Annotated in this window: 22 protein-coding genes and 1 pseudogene; 14 read left to right on the forward strand and 9 right to left on the reverse strand. The window is 34.0% G+C overall.

Annotated elements, in window-relative coordinates:
- Nucleotides 1-39 precede the first annotated feature (39 nt).
- Both ACDZ29_RS12240 and ACDZ29_RS12245 read right to left on the reverse strand, forming a co-directional pair.
- Complete coding sequence (locus tag ACDZ29_RS12240; protein ID WP_137020337.1) at nucleotides 40-1,200, reverse strand: site-specific integrase; 1,161 nt, start codon at nucleotides 1,198-1,200, stop codon at nucleotides 40-42.
- Nucleotides 1,201-1,218: 18 nt separating this feature from the next.
- Nucleotides 1,219-1,701: a helix-turn-helix domain-containing protein gene (locus ACDZ29_RS12245; RefSeq protein ID WP_307428127.1), complete on the reverse strand. Its 483-nt coding sequence runs from the start codon at nucleotides 1,699-1,701 to the stop codon at nucleotides 1,219-1,221.
- Between the two features lie 210 nt (nucleotides 1,702-1,911).
- Here ACDZ29_RS12245 and ACDZ29_RS12250 point away from each other — a divergent pair, with 210 nt between their 5' ends.
- The 4 genes from ACDZ29_RS12250 (at nucleotide 1,912) to ACDZ29_RS12265 (ending at nucleotide 6,206) form a co-directional block, all read left to right on the forward strand.
- Nucleotides 1,912-2,214 (forward strand): hypothetical protein, encoded by a 303-nt coding sequence (locus tag ACDZ29_RS12250; protein ID WP_375090916.1) that lies wholly within the window; start codon nucleotides 1,912-1,914, stop codon nucleotides 2,212-2,214.
- Between the two features lie 156 nt (nucleotides 2,215-2,370).
- On the forward strand, nucleotides 2,371-4,785 hold the full coding sequence (locus tag ACDZ29_RS12255; RefSeq protein WP_375090917.1) for a DUF927 domain-containing protein: 2,415 nt from the start codon (nucleotides 2,371-2,373) through the stop codon (nucleotides 4,783-4,785).
- Nucleotides 4,786-5,123: 338 nt separating this feature from the next.
- On the forward strand, nucleotides 5,124-5,666 hold the full coding sequence (locus ACDZ29_RS12260; protein ID WP_375090918.1) for a hypothetical protein: 543 nt from the start codon (nucleotides 5,124-5,126) through the stop codon (nucleotides 5,664-5,666).
- A 414-nt stretch (nucleotides 5,667-6,080) separates the two neighbouring features.
- The gene (locus tag ACDZ29_RS12265) at nucleotides 6,081-6,206 is read left to right on the forward strand and encodes a hypothetical protein (protein WP_318260864.1); all 126 of its coding nucleotides are present in this window, start codon (nucleotides 6,081-6,083) and stop codon (nucleotides 6,204-6,206) included.
- 146 nt (nucleotides 6,207-6,352) lie between these two features.
- Here the strand turns inward: ACDZ29_RS12265 and ACDZ29_RS12270 are convergent, their stop codons facing one another.
- Genes ACDZ29_RS12270 through ACDZ29_RS12280 form a run of 3 tightly spaced genes read right to left on the reverse strand, consistent with a single transcriptional unit; the run spans nucleotide 6,353 to nucleotide 11,298 of the window.
- Nucleotides 6,353-8,191 (reverse strand): DUF2357 domain-containing protein, encoded by a 1,839-nt coding sequence (locus ACDZ29_RS12270; protein ID WP_375090919.1) that lies wholly within the window; start codon nucleotides 8,189-8,191, stop codon nucleotides 6,353-6,355.
- On the reverse strand, nucleotides 8,175-10,199 hold the full coding sequence (locus tag ACDZ29_RS12275; RefSeq protein WP_375090920.1) for an McrB family protein: 2,025 nt from the start codon (nucleotides 10,197-10,199) through the stop codon (nucleotides 8,175-8,177). The genes ACDZ29_RS12270 and ACDZ29_RS12275 overlap by 17 nt, the downstream gene beginning before the upstream one ends.
- A 16-nt stretch (nucleotides 10,200-10,215) precedes the next feature.
- Nucleotides 10,216-11,298, reverse strand: a complete 1,083-nt coding sequence (locus tag ACDZ29_RS12280) for a hypothetical protein (protein WP_375090921.1) — start codon at nucleotides 11,296-11,298, stop codon at nucleotides 10,216-10,218.
- Nucleotides 11,299-12,108: 810 nt separating this feature from the next.
- On the opposite strand from ACDZ29_RS12280, the gene ACDZ29_RS12285 reads away from it, so the two are divergent.
- From ACDZ29_RS12285 to ACDZ29_RS12315, 7 genes are all read left to right on the forward strand, one after another.
- Nucleotides 12,109-12,543 (forward strand): hypothetical protein, encoded by a 435-nt coding sequence (locus tag ACDZ29_RS12285; RefSeq protein WP_375090922.1) that lies wholly within the window; start codon nucleotides 12,109-12,111, stop codon nucleotides 12,541-12,543.
- 195 nt (nucleotides 12,544-12,738) lie between these two features.
- Nucleotides 12,739-13,239: a DinB family protein gene (locus ACDZ29_RS12290; protein ID WP_375090923.1), complete on the forward strand. Its 501-nt coding sequence runs from the start codon at nucleotides 12,739-12,741 to the stop codon at nucleotides 13,237-13,239.
- A 209-nt stretch (nucleotides 13,240-13,448) separates the two neighbouring features.
- Nucleotides 13,449-14,267 (forward strand): alpha/beta fold hydrolase, encoded by an 819-nt coding sequence (locus ACDZ29_RS12295; RefSeq protein ID WP_375090924.1) that lies wholly within the window; start codon nucleotides 13,449-13,451, stop codon nucleotides 14,265-14,267.
- 212 nt (nucleotides 14,268-14,479) lie between these two features.
- A complete protein-coding gene (gene lepB, locus ACDZ29_RS12300; RefSeq protein WP_054399317.1) occupies nucleotides 14,480-15,028 on the forward strand; it encodes a signal peptidase I in 549 nt (182 codons plus the stop codon).
- Nucleotides 15,029-15,297: 269 nt separating this feature from the next.
- Complete coding sequence (locus tag ACDZ29_RS12305; protein WP_057219387.1) at nucleotides 15,298-15,777, forward strand: RNA polymerase sigma factor; 480 nt, start codon at nucleotides 15,298-15,300, stop codon at nucleotides 15,775-15,777.
- 2 nt (nucleotides 15,778-15,779) lie between these two features.
- Entirely contained in the window at nucleotides 15,780-16,466 is a 687-nt protein-coding gene (locus tag ACDZ29_RS12310) for a zf-HC2 domain-containing protein (RefSeq protein WP_057219386.1), read from the forward strand.
- Between the two features lie 178 nt (nucleotides 16,467-16,644).
- Complete coding sequence (locus tag ACDZ29_RS12315; protein ID WP_375090925.1) at nucleotides 16,645-16,992, forward strand: hypothetical protein; 348 nt, start codon at nucleotides 16,645-16,647, stop codon at nucleotides 16,990-16,992.
- Nucleotides 16,993-17,223: 231 nt separating this feature from the next.
- Here the strand turns inward: ACDZ29_RS12315 and ACDZ29_RS12320 are convergent, their stop codons facing one another.
- The 4 genes from ACDZ29_RS12320 to ACDZ29_RS12335 all read right to left on the reverse strand — a co-directional run bounded on the left by ACDZ29_RS12320 (nucleotide 17,224) and on the right by ACDZ29_RS12335 (nucleotide 21,200).
- Nucleotides 17,224-17,643, reverse strand: a complete 420-nt coding sequence (locus ACDZ29_RS12320) for a hypothetical protein (protein WP_201250000.1) — start codon at nucleotides 17,641-17,643, stop codon at nucleotides 17,224-17,226.
- Nucleotides 17,644-17,696: 53 nt separating this feature from the next.
- On the reverse strand, nucleotides 17,697-19,010 hold the full coding sequence (locus tag ACDZ29_RS12325; RefSeq protein WP_375090926.1) for a DUF4179 domain-containing protein: 1,314 nt from the start codon (nucleotides 19,008-19,010) through the stop codon (nucleotides 17,697-17,699).
- Nucleotides 19,003-19,527 (reverse strand): sigma-70 family RNA polymerase sigma factor, encoded by a 525-nt coding sequence (locus ACDZ29_RS12330; protein WP_375090927.1) that lies wholly within the window; start codon nucleotides 19,525-19,527, stop codon nucleotides 19,003-19,005. The genes ACDZ29_RS12325 and ACDZ29_RS12330 overlap by 8 nt, the downstream gene beginning before the upstream one ends.
- 764 nt (nucleotides 19,528-20,291) lie before the next feature.
- Nucleotides 20,292-21,200 carry a restriction endonuclease gene (locus tag ACDZ29_RS12335; RefSeq protein ID WP_201249997.1) on the reverse strand — a complete coding sequence of 303 codons (909 nt, stop codon included), beginning with the start codon at nucleotides 21,198-21,200 and terminating at the stop codon, nucleotides 20,292-20,294.
- Between the two features lie 434 nt (nucleotides 21,201-21,634).
- Here ACDZ29_RS12335 and ACDZ29_RS12340 point away from each other — a divergent pair.
- The 3 genes and pseudogenes from ACDZ29_RS12340 to ACDZ29_RS12350 form a co-directional block, all read left to right on the forward strand.
- Nucleotides 21,635-21,679, forward strand: a pseudogene (locus ACDZ29_RS12340) (hypothetical protein); the annotation flags it as partial.
- 52 nt (nucleotides 21,680-21,731) lie between these two features.
- Nucleotides 21,732-21,890 carry a hypothetical protein gene (locus tag ACDZ29_RS12345; protein WP_375091238.1) on the forward strand — a complete coding sequence of 53 codons (159 nt, stop codon included), beginning with the start codon at nucleotides 21,732-21,734 and terminating at the stop codon, nucleotides 21,888-21,890.
- A gap of 121 nt (nucleotides 21,891-22,011) precedes the next feature.
- Nucleotides 22,012-22,755, forward strand: a complete 744-nt coding sequence (locus ACDZ29_RS12350) for a hypothetical protein (RefSeq protein ID WP_375090928.1) — start codon at nucleotides 22,012-22,014, stop codon at nucleotides 22,753-22,755.
- The last annotated feature ends 184 nt before the right edge of the window (nucleotides 22,756-22,939 follow it).

A 22,939-nucleotide genomic window follows, 5' to 3' on the forward strand; every position in this document is an offset into this window, starting at 1 on the left:
TGCTAACTTTCAGTTTTTGAAACAATTTTACTTCAACAATTAGAGGAGACCTTTCGTAAGTTCACTGAACTTATGGGAGGTCTTTTCTTCAATATTTTTTGTCATATGAGCGTAAATGTTCATCGTCGTGTTGATGTCTGAATGCCCTAATCTTTCTTGAATCTCTTTTACGCCTGCCCCAGCTTCAATGAGAAGGGATGTATGAGTATGTCTAAAGCTGTGGGGGGTAATATGCTTGTCTACATCCAAATGCTTCATTAAACGCTGTAAACGCAATACCACTTGCTTCATAACCCTTGGATGTCCGATGTTTTCAGCAAAAATGAAATCTTGATCCTCATATACTAACCGTTGTTTCATTTTCAATTCCATCTGCTCACGCTTGTGTGCTTTAAATAAGGCGACAAGTCCATCGTCAATCATGATTGTGCGGATTGACTTTTTTGTTTTTGGGGTTAGGAGTTGATAACCTGTACTTTTGTTATTTGGATTATAGTATGTTTTGGTGATTCTTATAGTTTTCTTAGTAAGGTCCAGGTCTGTCCATTTTAATGCTAACATTTCGCCTAAGCGCATACCGGTATATGCCAAAGTAGCAAAACATAGATAGTCTAGATATAATCCTTGTTCTTTTGTGATACGTAGAAAGGTTCTCAGTTCATTTAACTCAAGAAACTTTCCCTTAACCTCGTCTTCCTCGATATCCTCAACAGTCACATGCTTTTTGGGCATGACAAAACCATAGGTTGGATTTGTCTTTATCAAGTCTTGCCTGATAGCATGCTTGAAGATCATGTTTCCCGTCGTATGGATACTGTCAATATAGTTATGGCTAAATTGTTTGCTTAATTCATCTATGCGAGTTTGGTACATATACCTTGTAATCTTTTTCAAAGGAGTATTTTGCCACGAAGAGACAAGGTGTTTCATCGCTATCTTGCGCGCTCGAACGCTACTGATTTTTACTTGGTGTTCATAATAGCTTAACCATTCAGTAGCAAATTCTTCAAAGGTTATGTTGCTTTCCTGAAACACTCCACCGTTTGCTATAGCATCTTCTACCTTGTTAGCAGCAAGTTGTGCCTCTTTTTTTGTTTTAAAGCCGGATTTAGTAATTTGTCTCCTTTTGCCGGTCACTGGGTCTTTTGCGACGTTAACCATGTAAGCCCATTTGTCACCACGTTTTAAAATGTGCGCCATTAGTTCACCCCCCTTCAATTAATCATCTAGCAGCAATTCAAGCATTGTTTTAACTTTTTCAATTTCAATTCTAGTTAATACGCGATCTTTATAAAAAATATCATTGGTATCTTGTGTTATCAAATGATGTAAATTAAAGAAATTGCTCTTCAATTCTTCTTCAGTGTATCTCACATATTTTTCCGTACCATTTTCATCTGTCTTTTTATATACAGTTTTCACATTAAAACAAATATTTGTGAATTCTACCTCGTTGGTTGTAGTGAATTCGTTTGATGTTGCCATATAACCAGCAGCTCTCATCAATATGAAATAATCAACACCTAAACCATTCGCGATTTTTTTAATCATGTCAGGTTGTGGAGTATCCCTTGAACCATTTTCAATTTGTGAAATGTAAGATTGGGAAACACCAGATTTTTTGCTTACAGTATTAATGGTCATCCCATTATCCATTCTTATTTCTTTTATTTTTTTACCGAATGGACTAATTGCTCTCATAATTTACCCCCCTAATAAAAAAGTATAAAACCGTTATTTAATAAAACCTTCCATCAAAGAAAGATAACACAATAACACAATAACACACAAGTGAAATATTTTTATACACACTTGCAATAACATTTTGGTTATTATATCATGTTTAGTAACAATCTGTTAAATGATTCTTTGTTACATTTAATGATTGTAAAGATAGAAGGAGGAGTAGTTATGATTACTTTAGAGATTAACCAAGAACAGTTGAAAGAGTTGTATCTTAGAAAAGTGGAAGAGCGTCTTGAGGAACTAGAGGCAGAGGTATTTTTTATGAATTCTAAACAACTAACGTCATATCTCAATATGTCTTGGAATTCAATTTGTACGCACCTTTTATACGAAGAGAATTTTCCTAAAATTCGCCTCGGGAGTAAATGGTTGTTTAAAAGAAAGGATGTTCAAGAATATATGGAAAAATACTACGATAATGTGCGAAATAATGGCGGAGATATTATGAAATATAAAAGGAAAGGATGAATGTTGTTGTGAGGAGAAACATGCAATCTGATGCGAAGAAAAAAAGCCCATTAGCTCATTGGGGTGAGTTAATAGGCATGAAAAAACATTACACTATTATTTTAAATCGTATCACTCGTTTTATCAATCAAATATGTGAAGCAGAGGGGGATCATCATGTTACACAGCTCTTACGTACGAGAGGTTGAAATGATATTCCCGAACACGAAAATCATAAAATGTCTGGGTTACTCGAATGGAAATATTCATTACAGTACAGCGAAAAAGCCACTTGGCTCATATATTAATAGAGAGAGCTTAACTGAAACAGAGATTAAAGACCACCTAGCAAGGGGAGGGTGGATCGGTGCTCTAGTACCAAAAGGATTTATCGTTATTGATGTCGATGATGTAGAACACGGTACTTATCTAATCAAACTTTTAAAGGGAGAAAGAGTTCGACATCATTTAATTAGGACTCCGCGAGGCTATCAGTTCGTGTTTAAGGCGTCATCAACATCAAACAAGCAAGTTAAAATGATTAGTCGATTTTTTACATCAATCGGAATACTTATTGATACACGTGTTGGAACAACGAATAGCTTTATTGTGTTTCCGAGCCAGAATACAGAAAAACGCTTTATTGTTGAGGTTGCAGAAGATTTAGACGAGCTTCCTGTTTACTTAAGACCAGTATGGAATGGCCAGAAAACCAAAGACTATCACTTTGCGATTCCAATGGTAAATGGGTCTCGTAACCAATCACTCTATGACCTTGGAAGACGACTTAAATCTATAGATGTTCCATTAGACCAAGTGAAAAAAAGCATGCTATTAATCTATAAATATTTCTGTATTGACAAGGATCGAAGTTATACATGGGAGGACGTTAAGGCCTCAATAGATAGTATCGCTAAGTTAGAACAAACCTCAAGAAAAAGGGAAGAACCTTTAGAAGTAAATAATATCTTCCAATCGTTTGAATCTAAGCTTCCTGATCCTTATCTGAAAAAAGAAGGTTCACTCTACAAAAAAGAAATGAAAAAAATTGATGGTAAATTACAAGAAGTTAGCACTTTTGTGAGTCGGAATGTACCTTACATTACTAAATACTTAGAGCATCTAGAGAGAAGCGAGATATACTATGAAATTTGCTGGAATAACATGGGGAGAGACTTTAAGGAAACAGTTGCAGCCAGCACAATTGCTTCAAAACGTGAGATTCTCTCTCTAGCTGATAAAGGACTAAGTTGCAATGACTCTAATTCCAAACATTTAATAGAATACTTTGATTTGTTCATAGCAAAAAACAATATTCCAACTATACAGATTGTTAATCGGCTTGGGCAGATTAAAGGAAAATTTATTCACCCAGTAATATCAAATGAGATTCAGGTACTACCAAATGATGGGGGAGAAATTCAACTATATGAATCTTTTAAGGTAAAGGGGACTGTTGATAGTTGGATCAAAAATGTTTTTAATTTGGTTAAAAATCATCCGAAAGCAGTTCTTCCTATCCTTTCTTCATTTGCTTCTGTGATTTTGCACGAATTTGATATGAAACCGATTGTTATTGATGTATCAGGGGCATCAAGTAGTGGGAAAAGTGGCCTTCTTAGAATGTGTGCATCTGTATGGGGGGATCCTGAAAGATATCTTGGAACATTCAATACTACACTCGTAGCTGTTGAAAGAAGATCTACCTTTTTAAACTCATTTCCTCAAATCCTGGATGATTCAAACGGTGCAAATGAATCTAAAATGATACAACCAATGATCTACCAATACGTTAATAATACAGGAAAGCAAAGAGGAAGCTTGAATGGCAGTCAATACACAGATTCATGGAATTCTTTAATGATTACTTCTGGAGAGAATGAGATCGTAACATATGCAAACGCTCAAGGAGTTCCTGCCCGCGTCATACTAATTTCAAACTTTTCATTTGAAGGAGAAGACCATGATTATTTGAGGAAAGTGTATGATTCGTTTCGAGATAATTACGGAGCAATCGGAATGGAGTTTTTAAAAAGATGGCAGGAAAATCGAAAGCACTATATGAAATATTTTAAAGCATATGAAAAACAATTTTTAGAAATTAGTTGTCATAATAATATTTTAAAGCGGTTATCAAGACATTACTCATTCATTGTATTTACAGGAAGAGTGTTAAATGAGATGTTTAAAAACGAATCTATTGAAATAAATTTGAGGGATTTAGAAGAACTCTTTGTTGAAATGTCTAAAACAAATAAGGCAATGGACTTGCCAATTGTGGAACTACAAAATGCTTTGGAGGATATTGATGCAAATCGTAATAAACTGTATGCAGATTACGAGCCGCAGGGAACAATCAACGCTTTTTTCCATAATGGAGATTTTTACTTTGCACCTGCTTATTTAAAACAACGGTTAGGACTCAACGAAAAGCAAATTCGCTACCTATGGATGAAAAGAGGACTTACTGACACATTTATCAATAGAGACAATGAAGTCGATTACAAAGTCATAAAAAAAAATAAGCGATCGTTTAGAGGCGTATTAGTGAATAGGGAGATCATTGAGCAATTGGGATTTAATTTCAGTTAAACGGATTGAATGATTGGATGGGGTTACAATGGTTACACATAGTTACAAATTAATGTAACCCCTTAAGTATTGATAGACCGTGGATTGAAGCCGTTTATATAATATAGTTACAAGGGTTACAGAGTTAAATGTTTAGTATATTAATTAATCTAATGTAATTTTATTATTAGTTAATAGTCCGGTATGCAAAAATATATGTAACTCTGTAACTGGACAGAATAACACCAGTTAAACAGTTATACAGTAAGGGGTTATAGTGTTACATAGCATTGTATCTGAAAAGGAAATAATGTAACTCTTTTTCTTCTTTTTTATTTAAAATGACAAGGGGGAAACTAATGAATAAGAATAAAGAAGATAATTATAAAACAGTTAGAATTAACCCAAAGGAATATCGTTTTCTAAAAGACTGGGCATATTTTGGTGAATCTACAATTATAGATAGAATTTCGTTTCTAATTAATAACTACAAAAAAGATCTTTTATTAGAAAAAGAGAACACAATAAAATCAATATACTTTCTTAACAAAGAACATAAAGATAAATTTATAGCATATCTAATGACTTTTCCTTTCCGTTCGTATGAAAATAATTATTTACTAGCTTTTTACACTAATGCAGCAGCAAATATTTCCACTGAAGAGATTATAGAACCTATGAGTTGGACAGGGGAATGGAATAAAGAAAAAACCATGTTCACTCAAAGTGAAAAATTTTTAGCAATGGAAAAAGAAGAGCAACAATTTGTTGATTTTGCTATGACTCTCTATGATTATCCAGATCCAGCTAACATCATCAAAAAGCTTGCTGATATAGAACCAGCCAATTTACCTTTAGCACAAGCAATGATTAGACTTAGATTAAATGGGCTTGGAATATAAAAGGAATAGGTTTATAGGAAAAGGGTTGCATAGGACGACGTAAGGAATTGTCTTTGATTCTTTACAGCATCGAAATATCATTGCTTTGTAAAACCAATAGTCAAACGTTTTCGAAAAGTACGGTTCTCGACATGTGCCAATGACTTCGTGTAGGCCTGGTAAGGGGGAATGGAGGGCATCCTATTCATTCAAAGATTCTGAAATCGATGGTTTGATATCTCTTTGCTTGTCGGATATGACTTTTCTTTTTGTTGTTTGGCGTCCCGCCCTTCCCTCCCAAAAGTGAAAATACGTTATGGGCACTTTACTTATGTACCTGAAATCGTAAGTATTCCGGCAGGGTGAAAGATATATAAATATTCATAATTGTGGCCATGCTGTAATCATCAAACCATATATAAAGGAGCTGTAATCATGGCAAAACAAGTGGTAAACATGACAAAGAAAGAGGGCTTGGAGCTGCTGAAGAAAATAAAAGATCATTCAGAGAAAAAAGGATATCCCGGAGCAGTGACAAAGACAAAGAAAAAAAGAGCATGATGATCCGATTCCCCCTATAAAGGGAAGCAACAATAAGGACTTGAACAACAGGAGACAAATAAGTGTGAATCCCGACAAGATATGCGGGATTCACACAAAAAAATGGATTTCTTTATTATTTGATTATTAATAAGTATGAATACCCTTTATAGATTTTCTAGTCCAGAAAGAATTAGATTTCCAATTTTATCTAAACTATCATTTGGACTATACGGCACTTTTGTAAGCCACTGATTAACCTGAGTAGTATTTGTACTTTTATCGTCAGCTACCGGGTATAAAACCCATACCTCAGGGACCGGATCAATTGTCCGTGAACCTCTTTTGTTTGGAATATAATCATTACTTTTTCCAACGAAAGCACTGTCAAATTTACTATAATGGAGGAGCTGTTTATAGGCATACCCATCCTTACTGTAATCGTTAACTGTACCAATAGCACTTTGAGGTCTATATTTAAAATCCATTACAAAACTGGCTTCATAAATTCCTCTAACATAATAATCCAATCTAGCATCGGGACGATTGTGTGGAAACTCTGTATATACAGGCCTATCAAAACTGGTCTTTTCTCTTTTGTTAGGTATTGCTTCATCATAAACCAATTGTATGACCCTGTCTTCACCACTTTGAAACGTAATCTTTGTTCCATCTTCCAACATAGGAACCTGCCAAGTCTCTATCATTTCATTATTCCCATAAATCCAACCAGCAACAGGTTTAAATCCCAACCTTTCTGTTTGTAGAGCTTTAATTATGCGGATAAAACACCACATTTCGTAAATCTTATCAGTTCTTTTCCAAGCATATGCGTACTTTGTATCGAGCTGAATTTTCTTTTTCATGTTTTTCAATTCTCTATATAATTGAAATAAGGTGCGGTAGCGTACATCTAGATGTAAGCCTGGAGAATGAGCAGATTGTACCTCTACTTCAGTTATCCATTCCGTTTTTAAAAATAGAGTAAAAGCATTTTTTAGTTTTGTCATCGTGATTCGCTGTTGTTCTATCCACTCAGACTGTTCTGAGTGCCTTTTTGCTAGGTTATCAGATTCCTGACGACCTTTATAGAAATGATAAGGGTTTCCACTCTTACCCATTAACGCCTGCTTTTCTTTTTCTATAAAGGGTTTTACTTTATCAAGATAGTTTATAGACGACCGACTAATTTTCAACAGATACTTCACACATTGAATAATTGTTTGATTTTCTGGTAGATTGCGAGTAATAATTCTTTCTGGCACAAACATTCTTTGCTGCATATCAGGATGTTTCAAACGATGTTTTATTGTTTCTTGGTCAATCATACGTACTTTTGAAGATTCTTCTAGGTGGTACTCTTTTGTTATTTTAGATCTAGGTGAATGTTTAATCTGATCAATCAACCCCATCAATTTATCGTAGTTTTGAGAAATCAGTAGCATTTGATTAGCAAGAGAAGCATTATTATCCAGATTTGATTTATCTTGTGCTGCTGATTCATTATTAACTAAAACATGTGCCAGATTTTCAATCGTCTCCTCCAATTCACTCCTCATCATATCAAGTTCCTTATTGTTCACTTGTTTTGGTTTGATTTTCAAATAAGCATAATACCGCTTTCCATCGCATGAGATATAGATACGATAAGTCCCTGGAATGAAAGGATAATAGCTGGTTATACTACTTTTATCGAATGAATTCATAAATAGTATAATCTGTTCATCTGATTCTTCTATAAAGATATTTCCTTCCTCATCTTCTTTACAAACCGTTCCCTGGTAATAATCCAGAGTATCAATGTAAAGTCTTGCTCCTGTATTATTTGCGGTAAAGGTCATTTTTACATCTCTATTCTCAGTAATAGTAATCATCTTATCTTTTTGTATTCCAAAGTAAGGATCCTCATGAAAATAATCTGAGAAATCTTCCGATTGATAGCCCTCATCTTCTTGGTGTTTATTCTTTATCTTTTCATGAATAATTAATTTAAAGGGTATGACCATATATCACTAACTCCTTCGCCAAAGAAGCCACTTTCTTCCTGGATTCAGTAAAAGAATACAGCTCTTTATATTCATCGAAAATATCAATAAGATGGCTTCCCTTTAGTTCTCCTGAAACTTTTTCATATCTTCCTACTAATGCAGCAAGCTGCTCTTCTCCGCCACGTACTTTCGTTAAAATTCGTTGTAATATTTGTAAATCAAAAGCTGTATCTCTGGATAAAACATTACCTTGAGGTAGGCATTGTAGGTAATGATCAATTTGACGCACTATACGGAAACCTACACCAAGTTTATCGTTGCTATCTTTTAATGCTTTGTGGATTTTCCATAATACATCTAATTCAGCATCCACCAATTGAAATGCTGGATCTTCCATTGTAGCTGGTCTTGTTGCAAAATATTGATCTTTTGTAAAAACAGCAGTACCGATACTATCTGTTACATCAAACTCTTTAGCAGCTCGAGCAACCTCTTTAAATGGACGAAGTTCCAAATGAATGACGTTAGCCCTATCAAGGACTTTATCCGAAAAATGATGAGTAGACTCGTCCAAGTTCACGGTACCAACGAACAATACGTTTTCTCCAATTTTAAGTGTGTCGTTATATTGATGACTATTATAAAGGCGGTTCTGATAATCCTTGTTATAAAGTCGTATCTTTCTTTGATTCTCACCGGTTTCTTCTAATACCGATAGAAACTGAGAAAAATAGTGTTCAACACGTGCTAGGTTCATTTCATCGAAACAGACAATATAGAGTTTATCTTTGTTTTCTTCTTTATTAGCGTCAACTAAGAAGTCGATTAATCCTGAATCCCCAGGGCGATATATGTTATTGAGTACATCCAAGTACCCTAACAGATCACTATCGTCTTGCCAGAACGGTCGGACTGGTATCATTTTAAAATTACCACGGTCTTCTAACCCCAGTGCCTCTGCATAACAATTTACGATTTTTGATTTACCTGTACCACTCATACCAGCTAAGATAACTAAGTTACCAGTCTTCATAGCGGTATGAAAGTTATAGAGGTCTACATCCGTATAATATAACCCATTGTTTTCTGCACTCTTCTTAAATCTCTCTAATATCTTTTCCTCGGTTTGTTCTCCTTGTCCCTTTTCAACTTCTACATTTTCGGTTTCTTTTATTTCTTCAATCAGAGTTGGTTCTTCTTTTTTCCTATCATCCGCTATCTTTTTTTCATTTTTCTTTAATGTTTCACGAATCTGATTTGAAGCATGCGTAGAAACAAAGTAGCATGTGATTTTAGAATCCGATGCTGTTTCATCGGTATTACTATAGTTGTCGTATAAGAAGTCCTGATCATTTATACTGATTTTATGTGCTTCTTTAGAGAAAACTAGAGATATGCCGTCTCTATCGTTTCGTATATCATTTAAGGGGCCAAAAGCGTAAATTTCTTCTTCACTTTCCTGAATAATTATAAAAGGTGGGATGAAATTGTTATCAAACATGCCCTGGTCAAATAATGTATTCTGGATTAACCGTCTAATTTCTGAAATCTTATTACCCTTTTGTAATTGCTGAACGAAATAGTCTACATTTGTTACTTTGAAATACGGTATTGTATCAAATTTATCCTCGTCCGAAAACGCTTTGTTTTTAGGTTTTAAAGAAGCATTACTTAGATTGTAGTATCCATCTCTGTACTCAAGTTTAAATATGACCAATGAGCCCTTTAAATCGTTTTGCAATTCTCGTCTCTTTTCAATTTTGGATAAACTTGTATAGCTTGATTGAGATTCAGATCCATATTCAGGTCTTAGTCTATGATCTAGAGCCTTTATGATGTTATTTTGCTGGGAAATCTCTGGTGCTAATTCCCCGGGAATCTGTGAAAGTATCTTTATATTAACTTTATATCTTATATGGGCATCGAATATTGGATCTTGTCCACTGGGCATTTCATTTAAGTTAGCTAATCTACCAATATAATAATTACCTAATACTGAAGTTGTTACGTCAAAAATATTACTCATATACATTCTCCTCTTACTAAATAATTAGTGTTTTGTTATAAGTTGTTTTTTTCCATTGAATAGACTCTGAGTTTTTATTTCTAGTTAGCTGCCGCTTTTCTTTAGGTGTCAATTTATCTTCTATATACCAATGTTCATCGTAGTTATCATCAAAATTATAATTTTGAAAATCTCCATCAAAAAATGAAATATCATAATATGGTTTTTTTTGAATCGTGATTGGGATATCTCCAAACACAAGTATTCTCTTTTTTTTATTTTTAGGTGAATTATTAACCACTAGTTCCTTCAATGAATCTATGTTTTCATAAATTTCATCATCTTGTCCTAATTGTGTTTGTTTTAATTCTTGTTCTAGACCTTGGAAACGCTCTTTTATGTCATTAAACTCTTTTGTAAGCCTCTCATTTTCTTTCTCTAATATTTCATAAGATTCCAAATGGGAGCTATGTTCTTCTGTAAGAACCAAAGACTGTGAAGTAATGGTTTTGTTCTTAGCCTTAAGCGCTTTTATTTCATCGTTCTTTCTATCAAGCATATCGTTATATTTCTTTTCTAATGCTTTATGCGTTCTTTTCAATTGTTTTTCAGAGGTTTTTAATCTTTCTAATTCCTCAGTTAAATTAGTTATCTGCTTTTGTTTTTCACAAAGTTCATTTTCAGACATTGTATTTTCAGAAAGTTTTTCTTTAGTTTTAGATAGTTCCATAATTAGTTGATTTACTTTATCTACTTGATCTGAAATTATTAAAGCGATAATCACATATAGATGGCCACGTTCTATAATAGCTTCTTCAAGTCTTGTTATATCCATTTCTTTCAGTTCTACGAAATGAGACGCATTTTCATCCATATCCTTCTGCACTTGTGGGACAATCGATTCAACAATAAAAGAGACCATTGAATGTTGTACTTTTGGTTGTATAAGCTCGGAGTCAAACATTGAAATAGCCATTTTCCACTTTGCTTCACTTCTAAGAAGCTGGGTTTGTAATCTACCAATTTGAATGTTTTTTTCTTTTATCATGTCTTTTTTTTGTTCGAATGTAAGTTCGTTGCTTAGAAACTTCCAGACATTCTTAGAAATAGTTTTTGACACCTCATTTTTCTCTCCTTCGAATAACATCTCAACAACTAATATTTAGGGAATAATCCTTATGATATTAAATGTCACAATCTATTATACAATTTTTTAGAAAATAATGGATAGAAATACCCGGTGAAACTAATTTAATTTTTAAAATTCTAGTCTAATATCACTATACCGGCAGCTCGGTGATTGCTTCAGCATTAAGAGGGATAAAAAAATAGCATTTTGAGTGAAGAAGGGACAAAATAATTGAGAATCTTGTTGACCACCTAGTTGTAAGGAACCTCTGAACTTTTCCAGTGCCAATCTGTTATTTGCAATAAAGGTATATCCTTTATTTGGAAGAGGAGTTTAGTTTATAGGATTGCATCGGAACTTCATATGTGGCATTTAAGAATATCTTAAATGGAGAAAGAAAGGTTAAAAAGCTTGTAACAGATATCAACTATTTGTTGGACATATATTGCAACTATTGCCGAATTAGATTAACCGATGAAATCGGTGGCTTAGGAAGTTTCCAAATGATATGTCCTTGAATAGAAGAGGTACTCTCAAACGGTTTAAGGACAAACCATTACAAAGGTGTCCTTTTGCATCAATATCAAGGGTTCTACTATAAACGAATCTATACGAAAAGCCTTAGGACTGCTCTACAAAGATGGGGAAGAATGAATGAACTAACGGGTGCGTTAGCTGAAAATCAGAGCTGTCTTTAAGGCAGCTTTTTCTTTATGCAACTAACGGGGCAAGTTAGTGGAAGAAGGAATTTTCGGGAAGATAGCGAATAATGCATTAAAATGAAACTACAGGTGAATTATGATGACAACAAATGAATTGCAATATCTTCGCTCAGGATTAAGAGTCAAATGTGAAAAGGATGTAAATCCATCAGTAAGACGAACTTGCTTAAGCTTTGCGGTTTGGTTACGTACATATATGGAATTTCCGATAAGGGTAGTTGTATATTTAAAAACGGATTATCAACTTAAAACCAGAGATACAAAAGAACTGGCTAGTGCTACTTTTTTTGCACCTTATGATAAAACTGTTGAACCTTACATAAGAATTGCAACAGGGGATTATGAAGAATTAGTTTCAGAAAGAGGAAGAAATGATGCTTTATGGGCAATTTTACGCAGCATGGCACATGAGATAATCCATTATCAACAATGGCTAGAAGATAAGGAAATGGATGAGAAAGAAGCAGAAAACGGAAGCGAAGAATTATTAGATAGTTATTATGAATTTTTGTAATTAGATACTCTTAATGAACTAACGGGTGCGTTAGCTGAAGATCGGAGCTGTCTTTAAGGCAGCTTTTTCTTATGGAACTAAAGGGGCAGGTTAGTTGAAGTAGGTATTTGCAATCGAAAATTGAATAATTAGTTACATATACAAAAAATGTAAAAGTTTTAGATTTGAGTTAATTAATATAAAGGAGGAATTAAATTGAGCGAACTTAAACTAATTAATACTTACAAAAACGAGCTTCAAAATTATTCTTTGGAACAGCTAAGGTATAAATCTGAAGAAACGGTTTGGTCTATTGGGCAAATGTATGACCATTTAATCCTTGTTGCCCATGAGTATCTAGATAATATGGATACATGTTTCACCTTAAATGATGAGCAACCCCTTGGGAAAACGGAGTTTGGTAAGCATTTATATAAGATTGGAGGGTTTCCACCAATTAAAATTAAATTACCGGATGAACTAAATACTCCACCTAATAATTCAAATAGCAAGGAAGATCTTATCAGCAGAATGGATCAAGTAATTCTAAGGTTAAGCCAATGGGAATCGAAAGTGGATAATATTAACCCTAATTATAAAGTCGAGCATGGAGGGTTCGGATGGCTGAATGCAAGGGAATGGTATGATTTGGTTGGTATGCATTTTCGTCATCACTTGCGCCAAAAAGATGAGTTAGAACAAAGGCTTGTTAAGTGACGGGTGTTTAAGTTGAGGATAGGATTGTTTTGGCGAGCATGTTTTCTTATTCAAGTAACTGGTGCGTTAGCTGAAGATCGGAGCTGTCTATAAGGCAGCTTTTTCTTTATGCAACTAACGGGGCAGTTTAATTGAAGAAGGAATTGAAGAAACAAAAAGAAAATAGGTACTGTTAGTTAAAATTATTTTTTATAGAAAGAAGGATTAATATGGCATATTGCAAAGTTCGCCAAGCCGAAATATATTATGAAGATTTCGGGGAAGGTAAACCAATTTTAATGATACACGGTTATTCTCCGGACCATCGATTAATGAGTGGTTGTATGGAGCCTATATTTACTAAGAGGGAGGGGTGGCGACGTATTTATATTGACCTACCTGGAATGGGATTAACAAAAGAATATAACGAAATAAGCAGTTCTGATGAAATGCTGAATGCTGTTTTAGATTTTATTCAAGCTGTAATTCCTAACCAAGAGTACGTTATTGCTGGGGAATCTTACGGTGGCTATATAGCTAGGGGCATTATTGAAAAGCAACAAGAACAAATACTCGGTGCAGCATTTATATGTCCTCTTATTATTCCTCTTCCAGGAAATAGAACAGTTGAGAAACATAAAATATTGAGAACGGATGAAAAGTTTATTGGAAATTTATCAAAGGATGAATTAGAAGATTTTAGAAATAACAACATTGTACTTGATGAGTACACATGGTTAAGGTATAACAAAGAAATTCTAAGTGGTTGTAAAATTGGAGATGAAAAGTTTCTAAATAAAGTTAAGAATAAATATGGGTTTTCTTTTAAGATTGACCAGTCTGATTTTATTAAACCCAGTGTATTCCTGTTAGGAAGACAAGACTCTTCGGTTGGATATAAAGATGCTCTTGACTTAGTAAACAAGTATCCGCGAGGAACTTTTGCTGTATTGGATCTAGCAGGTCACAATTTACAAATTGAACAACCACAACTTTTTAGCACTTTATTAAATGAATGGTTGGATAGAGTTGAAGAGTTCCAAAACTAATACTTAACGCAGTAAGTGAGGTTTGTGAAATATTGTACTTAAACTAACGGGTGCGTTAGCTGAAGATCGGAGCTGTCTTTAAGGCAGCTTTTTCCTTATGGCACTAACGGGGCAGAATAGTTGTATAAGAACTATGAACCAAATTTTGTTAATATCCCTTGATATAGGATAGAATTAATATATTAAAACAAGATTATATTTGGAGGGAAACCATGAAAGAAAGTACAAAAAAAGAAATTTATTCTTGGGTAAAATCAATTGTCTTTGCATTCATCATCGTTTTTATTTGTAGACAGCTTCTTTTTACACCTACAACTGTATTGGGAGCATCAATGTCGCCTACCTTTCAAGACCAAGATAGAGTAGTTGTAAGTAAAACGACTGAAATTCAACGGTCTGATGTGATTGTATTCGATGCACCAGATGTTGATGGTAAAGACTATATTAAGAGGGTAATAGGTCTTCCTGGAGATAGTATTGATATGAAAGATGATGTGCTCTATATTAATGGAAAAGCCGTAGAGGAACCGTATTTAAATGCAAATAAAGAAGATAATCCATTTAATAAACTGACAGAGGACTTTTCATTGCAAGAAAAAACTGGAGAGTCCAAAGTGCCTAAAAACATGTTATTTGTGATGGGGGATAATCGTTTAAATAGTAAGGATAGCAGGATTTTTGGATTTATTTCCTACGACTCGATTGTTGGAGAAGTGAAATTTCGATTTTATCCATTACAAGAAATCGGCATACCTAAATAGTTGCCAAGGCAATCTTTTCATAATGAACTAACGGATGCGTTAGCTGAAGATCGGAGCTGTCTTTAAGGCAGCTTTTTCCTTATGGAACTAAGGGGCAGGTTAGTTAAACAAGTATTATAAATTTTTATGATAGTAAAGCAGGTAACTTTGGTATTGTATTTTGCTAATATATGGTTGATTTAAAAGCAGACTAACGAACTGCTATTTTTTTTGATTTTTTGTAACGAAATCTTTCTATCATAGTCTTACATATGAAAGGAGGTAGAAGATTGACAGAATTTGAGAGTATATACAATCAATATTTTCGGGAGGTTTATTTATTTGTTCTGAAATTAAGCCGTAATGAAAAGATTGCAGAAGAAATAACTCAAGAAACGTTTTTTAAGGCTTTAAAAGGTATAGATAAATTTCAAGGGTATTGCAAAATAAATGTATGGCTTTGCCAAATTGCAAAAAATACATATTTCACCTATCTCAATAAACAAAAACGATACGATACAGAAGAGATAGAAGATATAGCCGGCGAAAATATAATCGAAACGTTGATTTTAAAAAAGGAAGAAACTTTCCGTATTCATAAAGTTTTGCATTCCTTAGACGAACCTTATAAAGAGGTATTTACACTTAGAATATTTGGTGAACTTTCCTTTAAACAAATAAGTGAACTATTTGAGAGGACGGAGAGTTGGGCGAGAGTCACATTTTACCGAGGTAAACAAAAAATACAAGAAATGTTAAGGGAGGAATGAAATTGAGAAAAGTATCATGTGAAATAATTAAAGATATGCTTCCGTTGTATTACGACAGTGTATGTAGTGATGATAGCAAAAGAATGGTAGAGGAACACCTATCAGAGTGTAATAACTGCAAAGTGGAATTTAAAAAAATTCAAGATGAAATTCATATTCCAGAAAAAATTATTATTGAAAATAGAACGGATAGTAATGTCATAAAAAATATATCTACTTCGTGGAAAAGATTACGGTTAAAGTCTTTTATTAAAGGTGGAATAATAACTGCATTATTAATAGGCATAATCATTTTAGGATATGTTGGCTTATTTAAATGGGAAATCAACAGTGTTTCTACAGATGTAGTGGAAATTAGGGATATAAGTGAAATGGAGGATGGTAAAATCGTATATTATGCGGATATAAACGATGGATATAGTTTAAATACAATAAAATACGATATGGATAGCGAAGGGAATTTTTATATGACTCCACTACGCCCCTTAATAAAAAAAGAAGCACAGCCTCCATACGGATTAGAAAAAGGGTATGATTTTATAGATATTAAAGTACAAGAAGAATTTCGTGGTAAGGAAATAAAAAGAATTTATTATGGTACGCCAAAGGATAAAATTTTAATTTGGGAAAAGGGAATGGTATTGCCAAAGGCAAGTGAAGAAGTAGAGAAATACTTTGGATTTGAATAGAATAGAATTTGTCTTTTGTTATTCAACTAAAGGGTGCGTTAGCTGAAGATCAGAGCTGTCTTTAAGGCAGCTCTTTCTTTATACAACTATCGGGGCAGGTTAGTGCTAAGCCAAAAAGTTCCATTTGTCCATTGAGCAAAGAAAATAATTACGGTAATGTTAAATTCAAGGGATTAATATGCCAAATAAAAGAGGAGGAAAAATCATTAATAAGAAATTAATTTTGGTAAGTCTAGTGTTTATGTTTTTAACTGCTTGTTCTAATACTCCTAAAGATCCAGAAATATTTTCAACAAATAAGAAAGAAAAGGAAATTGAATCATTGATTTTTAAGGAACTAGACAAGCAGAAGGTTGACGTTGTTGTAGCTTATGGAATATCCACAGAAACCAACTCAGTTAATTTGGGGATTAGAACTTCAAAAGAAGATTTCGATAGTACAAAACAAAATCTGGAAAAAATAGTGAATAAAACTCTTACTAAAAATGGTATAGAAGGTTTAGCAGTAAATATAAAAAAGAAGTAAATTAAATTTGTTGAAAACTGGCCGATAAAAAACGATTTAATGAATTTGTGAAGAAATCTACTTAAACTAACGGGTGCGTTAGTTGATTAAGGAACACAAAAATAAAGGAAATTTAATTCTTTGGGCAAATCTTCTTCCTCTACTAAAAGTTATTGTTAGTGACAATACGGGCTGTTAACTAAAAATTACACCGTTCAAATTTCCGAACGGTGCTTAAAATAAATTAGATTCCTAATTAAAACGCCTAAAGTTATTACCTTTTTGATATTTGTGATAATTTACTGCAAAATGTGACGTGCCAACTAAAACGACTGATGTAACTAGGAATGTGATAACGAATTTCATAGGGTCTTTGAGGGATCCTTCAAAAACTAAAGTAACATATACAGGTGCACATAATACCAAAATTAAGATATTAGAAAAGGAGATGACCTCAAAAATATTCTTTTTATACCTGCCATTTGCAATCAAGGTATATAGAATAACAGGGATTGCAATAGCTAATGCTAGGAAAATATATTTAGGGTCAAATAATCCATTCTCGAATAAAAATCTACCTTTAAACAACTTCCCAACCATAGCTGTACAATAAATAATAATTGCAGAAAAGACTAGATTTAAAACGATTAAAAATGGCTTTCCCACTTTCATTTTCTTTCCCTCCCTTTATATGAGCCTCTTTCTAAGGCTGGATTGGCTCATATTTAATTGGGAATATCAATCTTAAATTCTTCATACATAATAGGTTTTGGAAACTTATAAGTTTTAATCTGCAAGCCTTTATTCTTGCTGGCTGCAAATTCTTGCTTAAATGTATTACCCTCAATTCGCTCCGCTAATGGATTATCCTCTAGCAATAGGCTTTTCCCATTAGCATCTTCTAGCCATAATGAATTTCTTGAAAGTTTATTGCCTACAATTGCATCACTTTGAAGATCAAAGTACATAACGGTCTTATCTTGTTGATGAATGATCTTTGTAACAAGAACTTTCCCAAAATCACCTTGATCCACGATAAAAGGTAAAGTTTGTTCATCTAAAGGCAAAGACACTTCTTCCAAGCCTTTTTCCGACATCGGAATGGTATAAGGAACCACTCTTACTTTTTTGCTGTCTTCTTTTAAAGGTGAATACAGAAAATTAAGCTTTGCTATTTCTTTTCCATTTTCAATTTCTCCACTGCCACTTCCGGTGATAGAATCTAATACATTTCCAATATCATCGATCACATAAAAGTTTAATGAATATGGATCAAGCTTATTATTTCCTTCATCTTTTACCACTTTCACATTAAGAACTGTTCCGGCAGGGCCAACTTTTAAAGAACTTATTTCTATTTCTGCCCCTTCGATGGTTTTCACTTCCTGCGGTCGAATCACTGTTACTTCATTTGATTGCTTCACCGGAAAATTGAATTCCCACTTGCCTGGAATAAGACCAACAGCATCAATTCTCATTTGCATGTCAAATTCTTCTGGGAGCTCCTCAGTTGGCGTAATATCCATAGTCCCTTTATATTTTTGTGGTGTGACAAAGTCACCTGAATAACCCGAACTGAAATTGATTTCCTTCCCATTCACTTCAATCGTTGGATGTTCGATTTGCCCATCTGCAAATAGGGATTCTTGTGTAAAACCGAATGTTAAGCGTGTTCCATCATAAAAAATTTCATTTATTGTTAAAGTAATCCCATTATCTTTTGAAGATTGGTTGACTACTTGCGCTAAGCCATTTTTACCAGCAATTCTAAGCCCTTCATCCAAAGAATCATTGAAAAATGTGCCGATAATCGGAATATTGGAGGCAATTTTCGCCATAGCAGGAGAAACACTGGCAGACCCAATAAAAACACCCAAGCCTAATACTGCAGCACTAAGTGAGTAAAAAACCACTTTTTTCTTCGACATTTTTCTTCGATTTCCATTGATTGTATTTGTAATAATCGAATCAAGCTTATCCATTGGGACAGATACTTTATCCATTTCTTTTTTCAAATCTGGCCATTGATTACTACTCATTAACACAATCCTCCTTCAATTTTTCTTTTAATAGATTAATCCCACGATGAATGTTAGTTTTCACCGTACCTTCTGGATAATCTAAAACGTCAGCAATTTGCTTAACCGTGTAATCCTTATAAAACCGTAGAATTAAAACCGTTTTATATTTTTCATCTAATTCCATAACAGCTTGAAGTAAATCAGGATCTTTTTTGTTTGTTTGGTATGGAGCCAGCTTTTCTTCTATGCTTTTTATCTCCATTGGAATAATTCTTTTCTTTTTGTTTATGAGATCAATCGCTGTGTTGATAAGGATACGTGACAACCAAGTTGAAAAGTACCGTTCATCTTTAAGATTTTTAATTGAAATAAAAGCTTTATATATGGTTTCTTGGAAAACCTCCAGCGCATCGTCTTCATTTTTCATATAAATATAGGCTATTTTATAAAGTTTGCTTTTTTCATCCTCTATCAGCTCTTGAAAAGCTTTGTTATTTCCCTTTTTCGCACGCTGAACCTTCTTTATATCTTGCAATGTAGTGCCCCTCCCTTCCTCTAACTGTTAGACAAACTAGGAATGAATAACGTTTCAATTTTTCTCATTTTTTTTGATTAAACAATTTTGTTCTCTAATTCTATCTTAAATGTAGATTCTTAGAGTGGCTTAAATAAAGTTGAACTGTTTATAAAAGTCGCACCGTTTTGAAAAAAGTTTAGCCGTTTTTGAAAAGGATTTCAGTTTTTCTTGTAGATTAAGAACCTGTTGAGTAATAATAAAGTTATTCCATTAAAGGGCCAGATTGTGGTAGAAGGACTGTATTAACTATTTGAAATAATTGAAGTAACTAAAATGGGGAATCTACGATGACGAAAACTAAATGGGTATTAATTCTGTTAGGTGTAATGGACTTGGTACTTATCATCGCATCTTACAGACTATTTCATTCTTTTCTTGAAACCAACAGGTTATCTTGTTCCTTTGGGAATTAATTTTATTGTTTTATCCGTAATCGGGTTTCGTTCGAGCTTTCCAAAAATCTGGAATGGGCGGTATAGCACTGTTGCTACCGTTCGTAAAAGTAGACTTTCTCGAACGGTGGAGTTTCTTCTCAAAACAGCCCTTATTCACGTTCGTTAAATCATAAAAATACTTTACGAACGTTCCTAAAATTCCATCGACTTTTACGAACGTCCTGGACGAAAAGAAGACCACCAATTGGGTAGCCTTTTGAATGTACTATGATTTTCTATGATTATAAAGTTTCAGCTGATGAAAAAGACCCCTTTATCAAAATTTATTCACTTTAAAGTAACTTCACCAGTATCATTAAAAGTCCATTTATCTATGTCTTGATCAAAAATAACTTTATCAAATGTACCATCAATAACTTTAAATACTAATAATGCTATTTTCTCTCCTTGGTCAACAATAGTATCAAATACATTCTGGCCACTTGTGAATTCATAGTCAAACCCTTTAATTCCTAACAGTACACCTGCCATTTTAACATATTTAATTGCACCAAATTCATAACGGCCAGTAGTTGGAGAAACCGGATTTCTTGGAAGCTTATTTAATATTGGTTTTAAAACAGTTTGCAGGTTTTCTTGTGGATTTCCTTCTTGATCATAAAAGAATGTTGTTGCTGTTTCTATTTCTTGAGTTGAATTAACTTCTTCAGTATTAGCCTTAGCATAAAAATTTTCTCTTTCCTGTTCATTAGCTGCTACCCAAGCTAAGCTTGGTTGGTTTATAAAGGTCACTGTCCCTTTTATATGTATTTTTTGTATTGTACCTTCCCAGTCCTCGTCTTTAAATTCTCTAAGTATAGCTAATTTTATTCCCTCGTCCTCGGCAAAAGTTCTAGCGCCTCTTGTATATCCTTCAGTAGTAACCACGAAAGCTTCATCAGGTTTAATTTGTGAGACGGCACCAAAGAAATCTCTTACTATACTTATACCAACTTTTGAATCATAGTCTTTACATTCAATTAAAACTCTTCTAGATACGTTTGAACTTTCAATTGTGACATCTATTTGATGTGCTGTTTTCTTTCCATCTCCACGAAGAGTTAAATCATGAATAACAACATCATTTGTGTTTAATGTTTTAAACACTACTGCCGCAATTTTTTCGTATTTTGTACCCTGCTTTAATTTTTCCTCAGCAATATATTCGTCGTATATAGTTTCTATTTTCTCACTCATTTTAGCCACTCCCTTTTCCATATTATAACATGGGTTAACCATACAAATATGAATGATGATGGGGGTTTTGAACTGAAAAAAGAGTAGCGATTCCTCGGGGGTTATGCGGTCAATAGGGGTAGCAGGTACTTTAACTTATCATGGTGTAGATTTGTGAAAAAATGTACTTAAACTAACGGGGCAGAATAGTTAAACAAGATCTTCGTCAATATGGTGAAATGTGGTGATATATATTCGACATGCCCACAAAGGAGGAAGAATGAACATGCCCACATCTGAACCGGAGTTTACTATTACCCGCACCCTGAATGCCCACCGCAAGCTCGTGTGGCGCGCCTGGACGGAGGAGAAGGAACTCGCCGACTGGGTTGCCTTCGACACCCTTAGAGACCATCTCCTTCGATGTTCGCGAAGGCGGACGCTACCGCTACACGATGGTCAACATCGAGACCGGCGAGGAGTTTCCTACCGGAGGTGTGTTTCTCGAGGTCGTACCTTTCGAACGGCTCGTCTTCACCTGGGGATACCCTGATGCTCCCATTGATATCCCCTGTCGTGACCCTAACCCTCACCGTACATGGCGACCGCACCGAGATGATTTTCCACCTGCGTGGATTCGCTGGTCACCCCGGCGATCAGTACGTGTACGACGGCTGGTCCGATGCGCTCGACATGAAAAAATATACTTAAACAAACGGGTGCATTGATCCAAGAAGGATTAATGCACTTTTTTGTCGAAAATATAAGTTAGTTCTCAAAAAAAATGGGAGTTGAAACTTGTTTTATAGAATGAAGTTCTACATTGTAAAGAATGAATTTGTTGAAATTTTTATTTTGTTATTATTTGGTAGAGGTGAAAGTATTGAATTTTTATAATATCTTTTTTGATGATAAAGGAAACTTTGTTTGGGCTAGTATTGCTGCATTTGTTGCTTTAATTGCTGCATTAGTAAGTCTATATAATGTGTATAAAACAAATAAATCTAATTTTAAAAGTAATATTGTTTCAAAATCAAGAATTGAATGGATACAAGAAGTAAGAAAACAAAGTGTAGCATTTATTTCCTCTTTTTATAAATTAATAAATTATATTAAAGGGTTTGATTATGATTATTTTAGGGATCCAGACCATAAAAATAGAATTGACAGAATTGAAAAGGACCAGGAGTTGTCGAGGCTAATCAGTGAATTGAAAGAAAAGGGTACACTGCTAATCTTATATTTTGGACCTGATAAGAGTGGTAATAATGAGTTTATAGATTATATTGTTAACCATATCTTGGAAATAGCAGATAGAATGGGTAAATATTATGACGTTGACTATTTACTTGCACAAGAAAAATCTATAATTAGTTTTAAGGACTTTTTAAGAGTTTATTTTAAAGCAGAGTGGAAAAGAGCGAATGGCCAAATTAAGGATTCAAAAGTACAAGCATATCTTGAAAAGGATAAGTTATATCGAGATATCATGGAAATTTATAGAGATGGGCTTACTAGTCACAAAGAAAATACTGAGGTTTTTTATAATAGTTTGAGGGATAAGTATAAAGATTAAGCCTTATTTTTTATGCAAGAAAGGCTGTGATAATTTGGATTAAGAGGCAGACCTTATAATACGAAAGGGTGCGTTAGCGAATTAAGAAGGTCAAAGGGATGGGATTGTAGTGCTTACTCAGAAAGGTAAAGTTATCGCTAAGCGTGAGGGAACAGACCGAATAAATTCAGTATGAAGTAAATTG

The organism is Peribacillus sp. RS7 (assembly GCF_041956845.1).
Classification (GTDB): Bacteria; Bacillota; Bacilli; order Bacillales; family DSM-1321; genus Peribacillus.

Excerpts from the sequence above, each read along its gene's own strand:
- ACDZ29_RS12240 (WP_137020337.1), bottom strand. The coding sequence starts at position 1,200 with ATGGCGCACATTTTAAAACGTGGTGACAAATGGGCTTACATGGTTAAC.
- ACDZ29_RS12245 (WP_307428127.1), bottom strand. The coding sequence starts at position 1,701 with ATGAGAGCAATTAGTCCATTCGGTAAAAAAATAAAAGAAATAAGAATG.
- ACDZ29_RS12250 (WP_375090916.1), top strand. The coding sequence starts at position 1,912 with ATGATTACTTTAGAGATTAACCAAGAACAGTTGAAAGAGTTGTATCTT.
- ACDZ29_RS12255 (WP_375090917.1), top strand. The coding sequence starts at position 2,371 with ATGTTACACAGCTCTTACGTACGAGAGGTTGAAATGATATTCCCGAAC.
- ACDZ29_RS12260 (WP_375090918.1), top strand. The coding sequence starts at position 5,124 with ATGAATAAGAATAAAGAAGATAATTATAAAACAGTTAGAATTAACCCA.
- ACDZ29_RS12265 (WP_318260864.1), top strand. The coding sequence starts at position 6,081 with ATGGCAAAACAAGTGGTAAACATGACAAAGAAAGAGGGCTTGGAGCTG.
- ACDZ29_RS12270 (WP_375090919.1), bottom strand. The coding sequence starts at position 8,191 with ATGGTCATACCCTTTAAATTAATTATTCATGAAAAGATAAAGAATAAA.
- ACDZ29_RS12275 (WP_375090920.1), bottom strand. The coding sequence starts at position 10,199 with ATGAGTAATATTTTTGACGTAACAACTTCAGTATTAGGTAATTATTAT.
- ACDZ29_RS12285 (WP_375090922.1), top strand. The coding sequence starts at position 12,109 with ATGACAACAAATGAATTGCAATATCTTCGCTCAGGATTAAGAGTCAAA.
- ACDZ29_RS12295 (WP_375090924.1), top strand. The coding sequence starts at position 13,449 with ATGGCATATTGCAAAGTTCGCCAAGCCGAAATATATTATGAAGATTTC.
- lepB (WP_054399317.1), top strand. The coding sequence starts at position 14,480 with ATGAAAGAAAGTACAAAAAAAGAAATTTATTCTTGGGTAAAATCAATT.
- ACDZ29_RS12315 (WP_375090925.1), top strand. The coding sequence starts at position 16,645 with ATGCCAAATAAAAGAGGAGGAAAAATCATTAATAAGAAATTAATTTTG.
- ACDZ29_RS12320 (WP_201250000.1), bottom strand. The coding sequence starts at position 17,643 with ATGAAAGTGGGAAAGCCATTTTTAATCGTTTTAAATCTAGTCTTTTCT.
- ACDZ29_RS12325 (WP_375090926.1), bottom strand. The coding sequence starts at position 19,010 with ATGAGTAGTAATCAATGGCCAGATTTGAAAAAAGAAATGGATAAAGTA.
- ACDZ29_RS12335 (WP_201249997.1), bottom strand. The coding sequence starts at position 21,200 with ATGAGTGAGAAAATAGAAACTATATACGACGAATATATTGCTGAGGAA.
- ACDZ29_RS12345 (WP_375091238.1), top strand. The coding sequence starts at position 21,732 with ATGCTCCCATTGATATCCCCTGTCGTGACCCTAACCCTCACCGTACAT.
- ACDZ29_RS12350 (WP_375090928.1), top strand. The coding sequence starts at position 22,012 with ATGAATTTGTTGAAATTTTTATTTTGTTATTATTTGGTAGAGGTGAAA.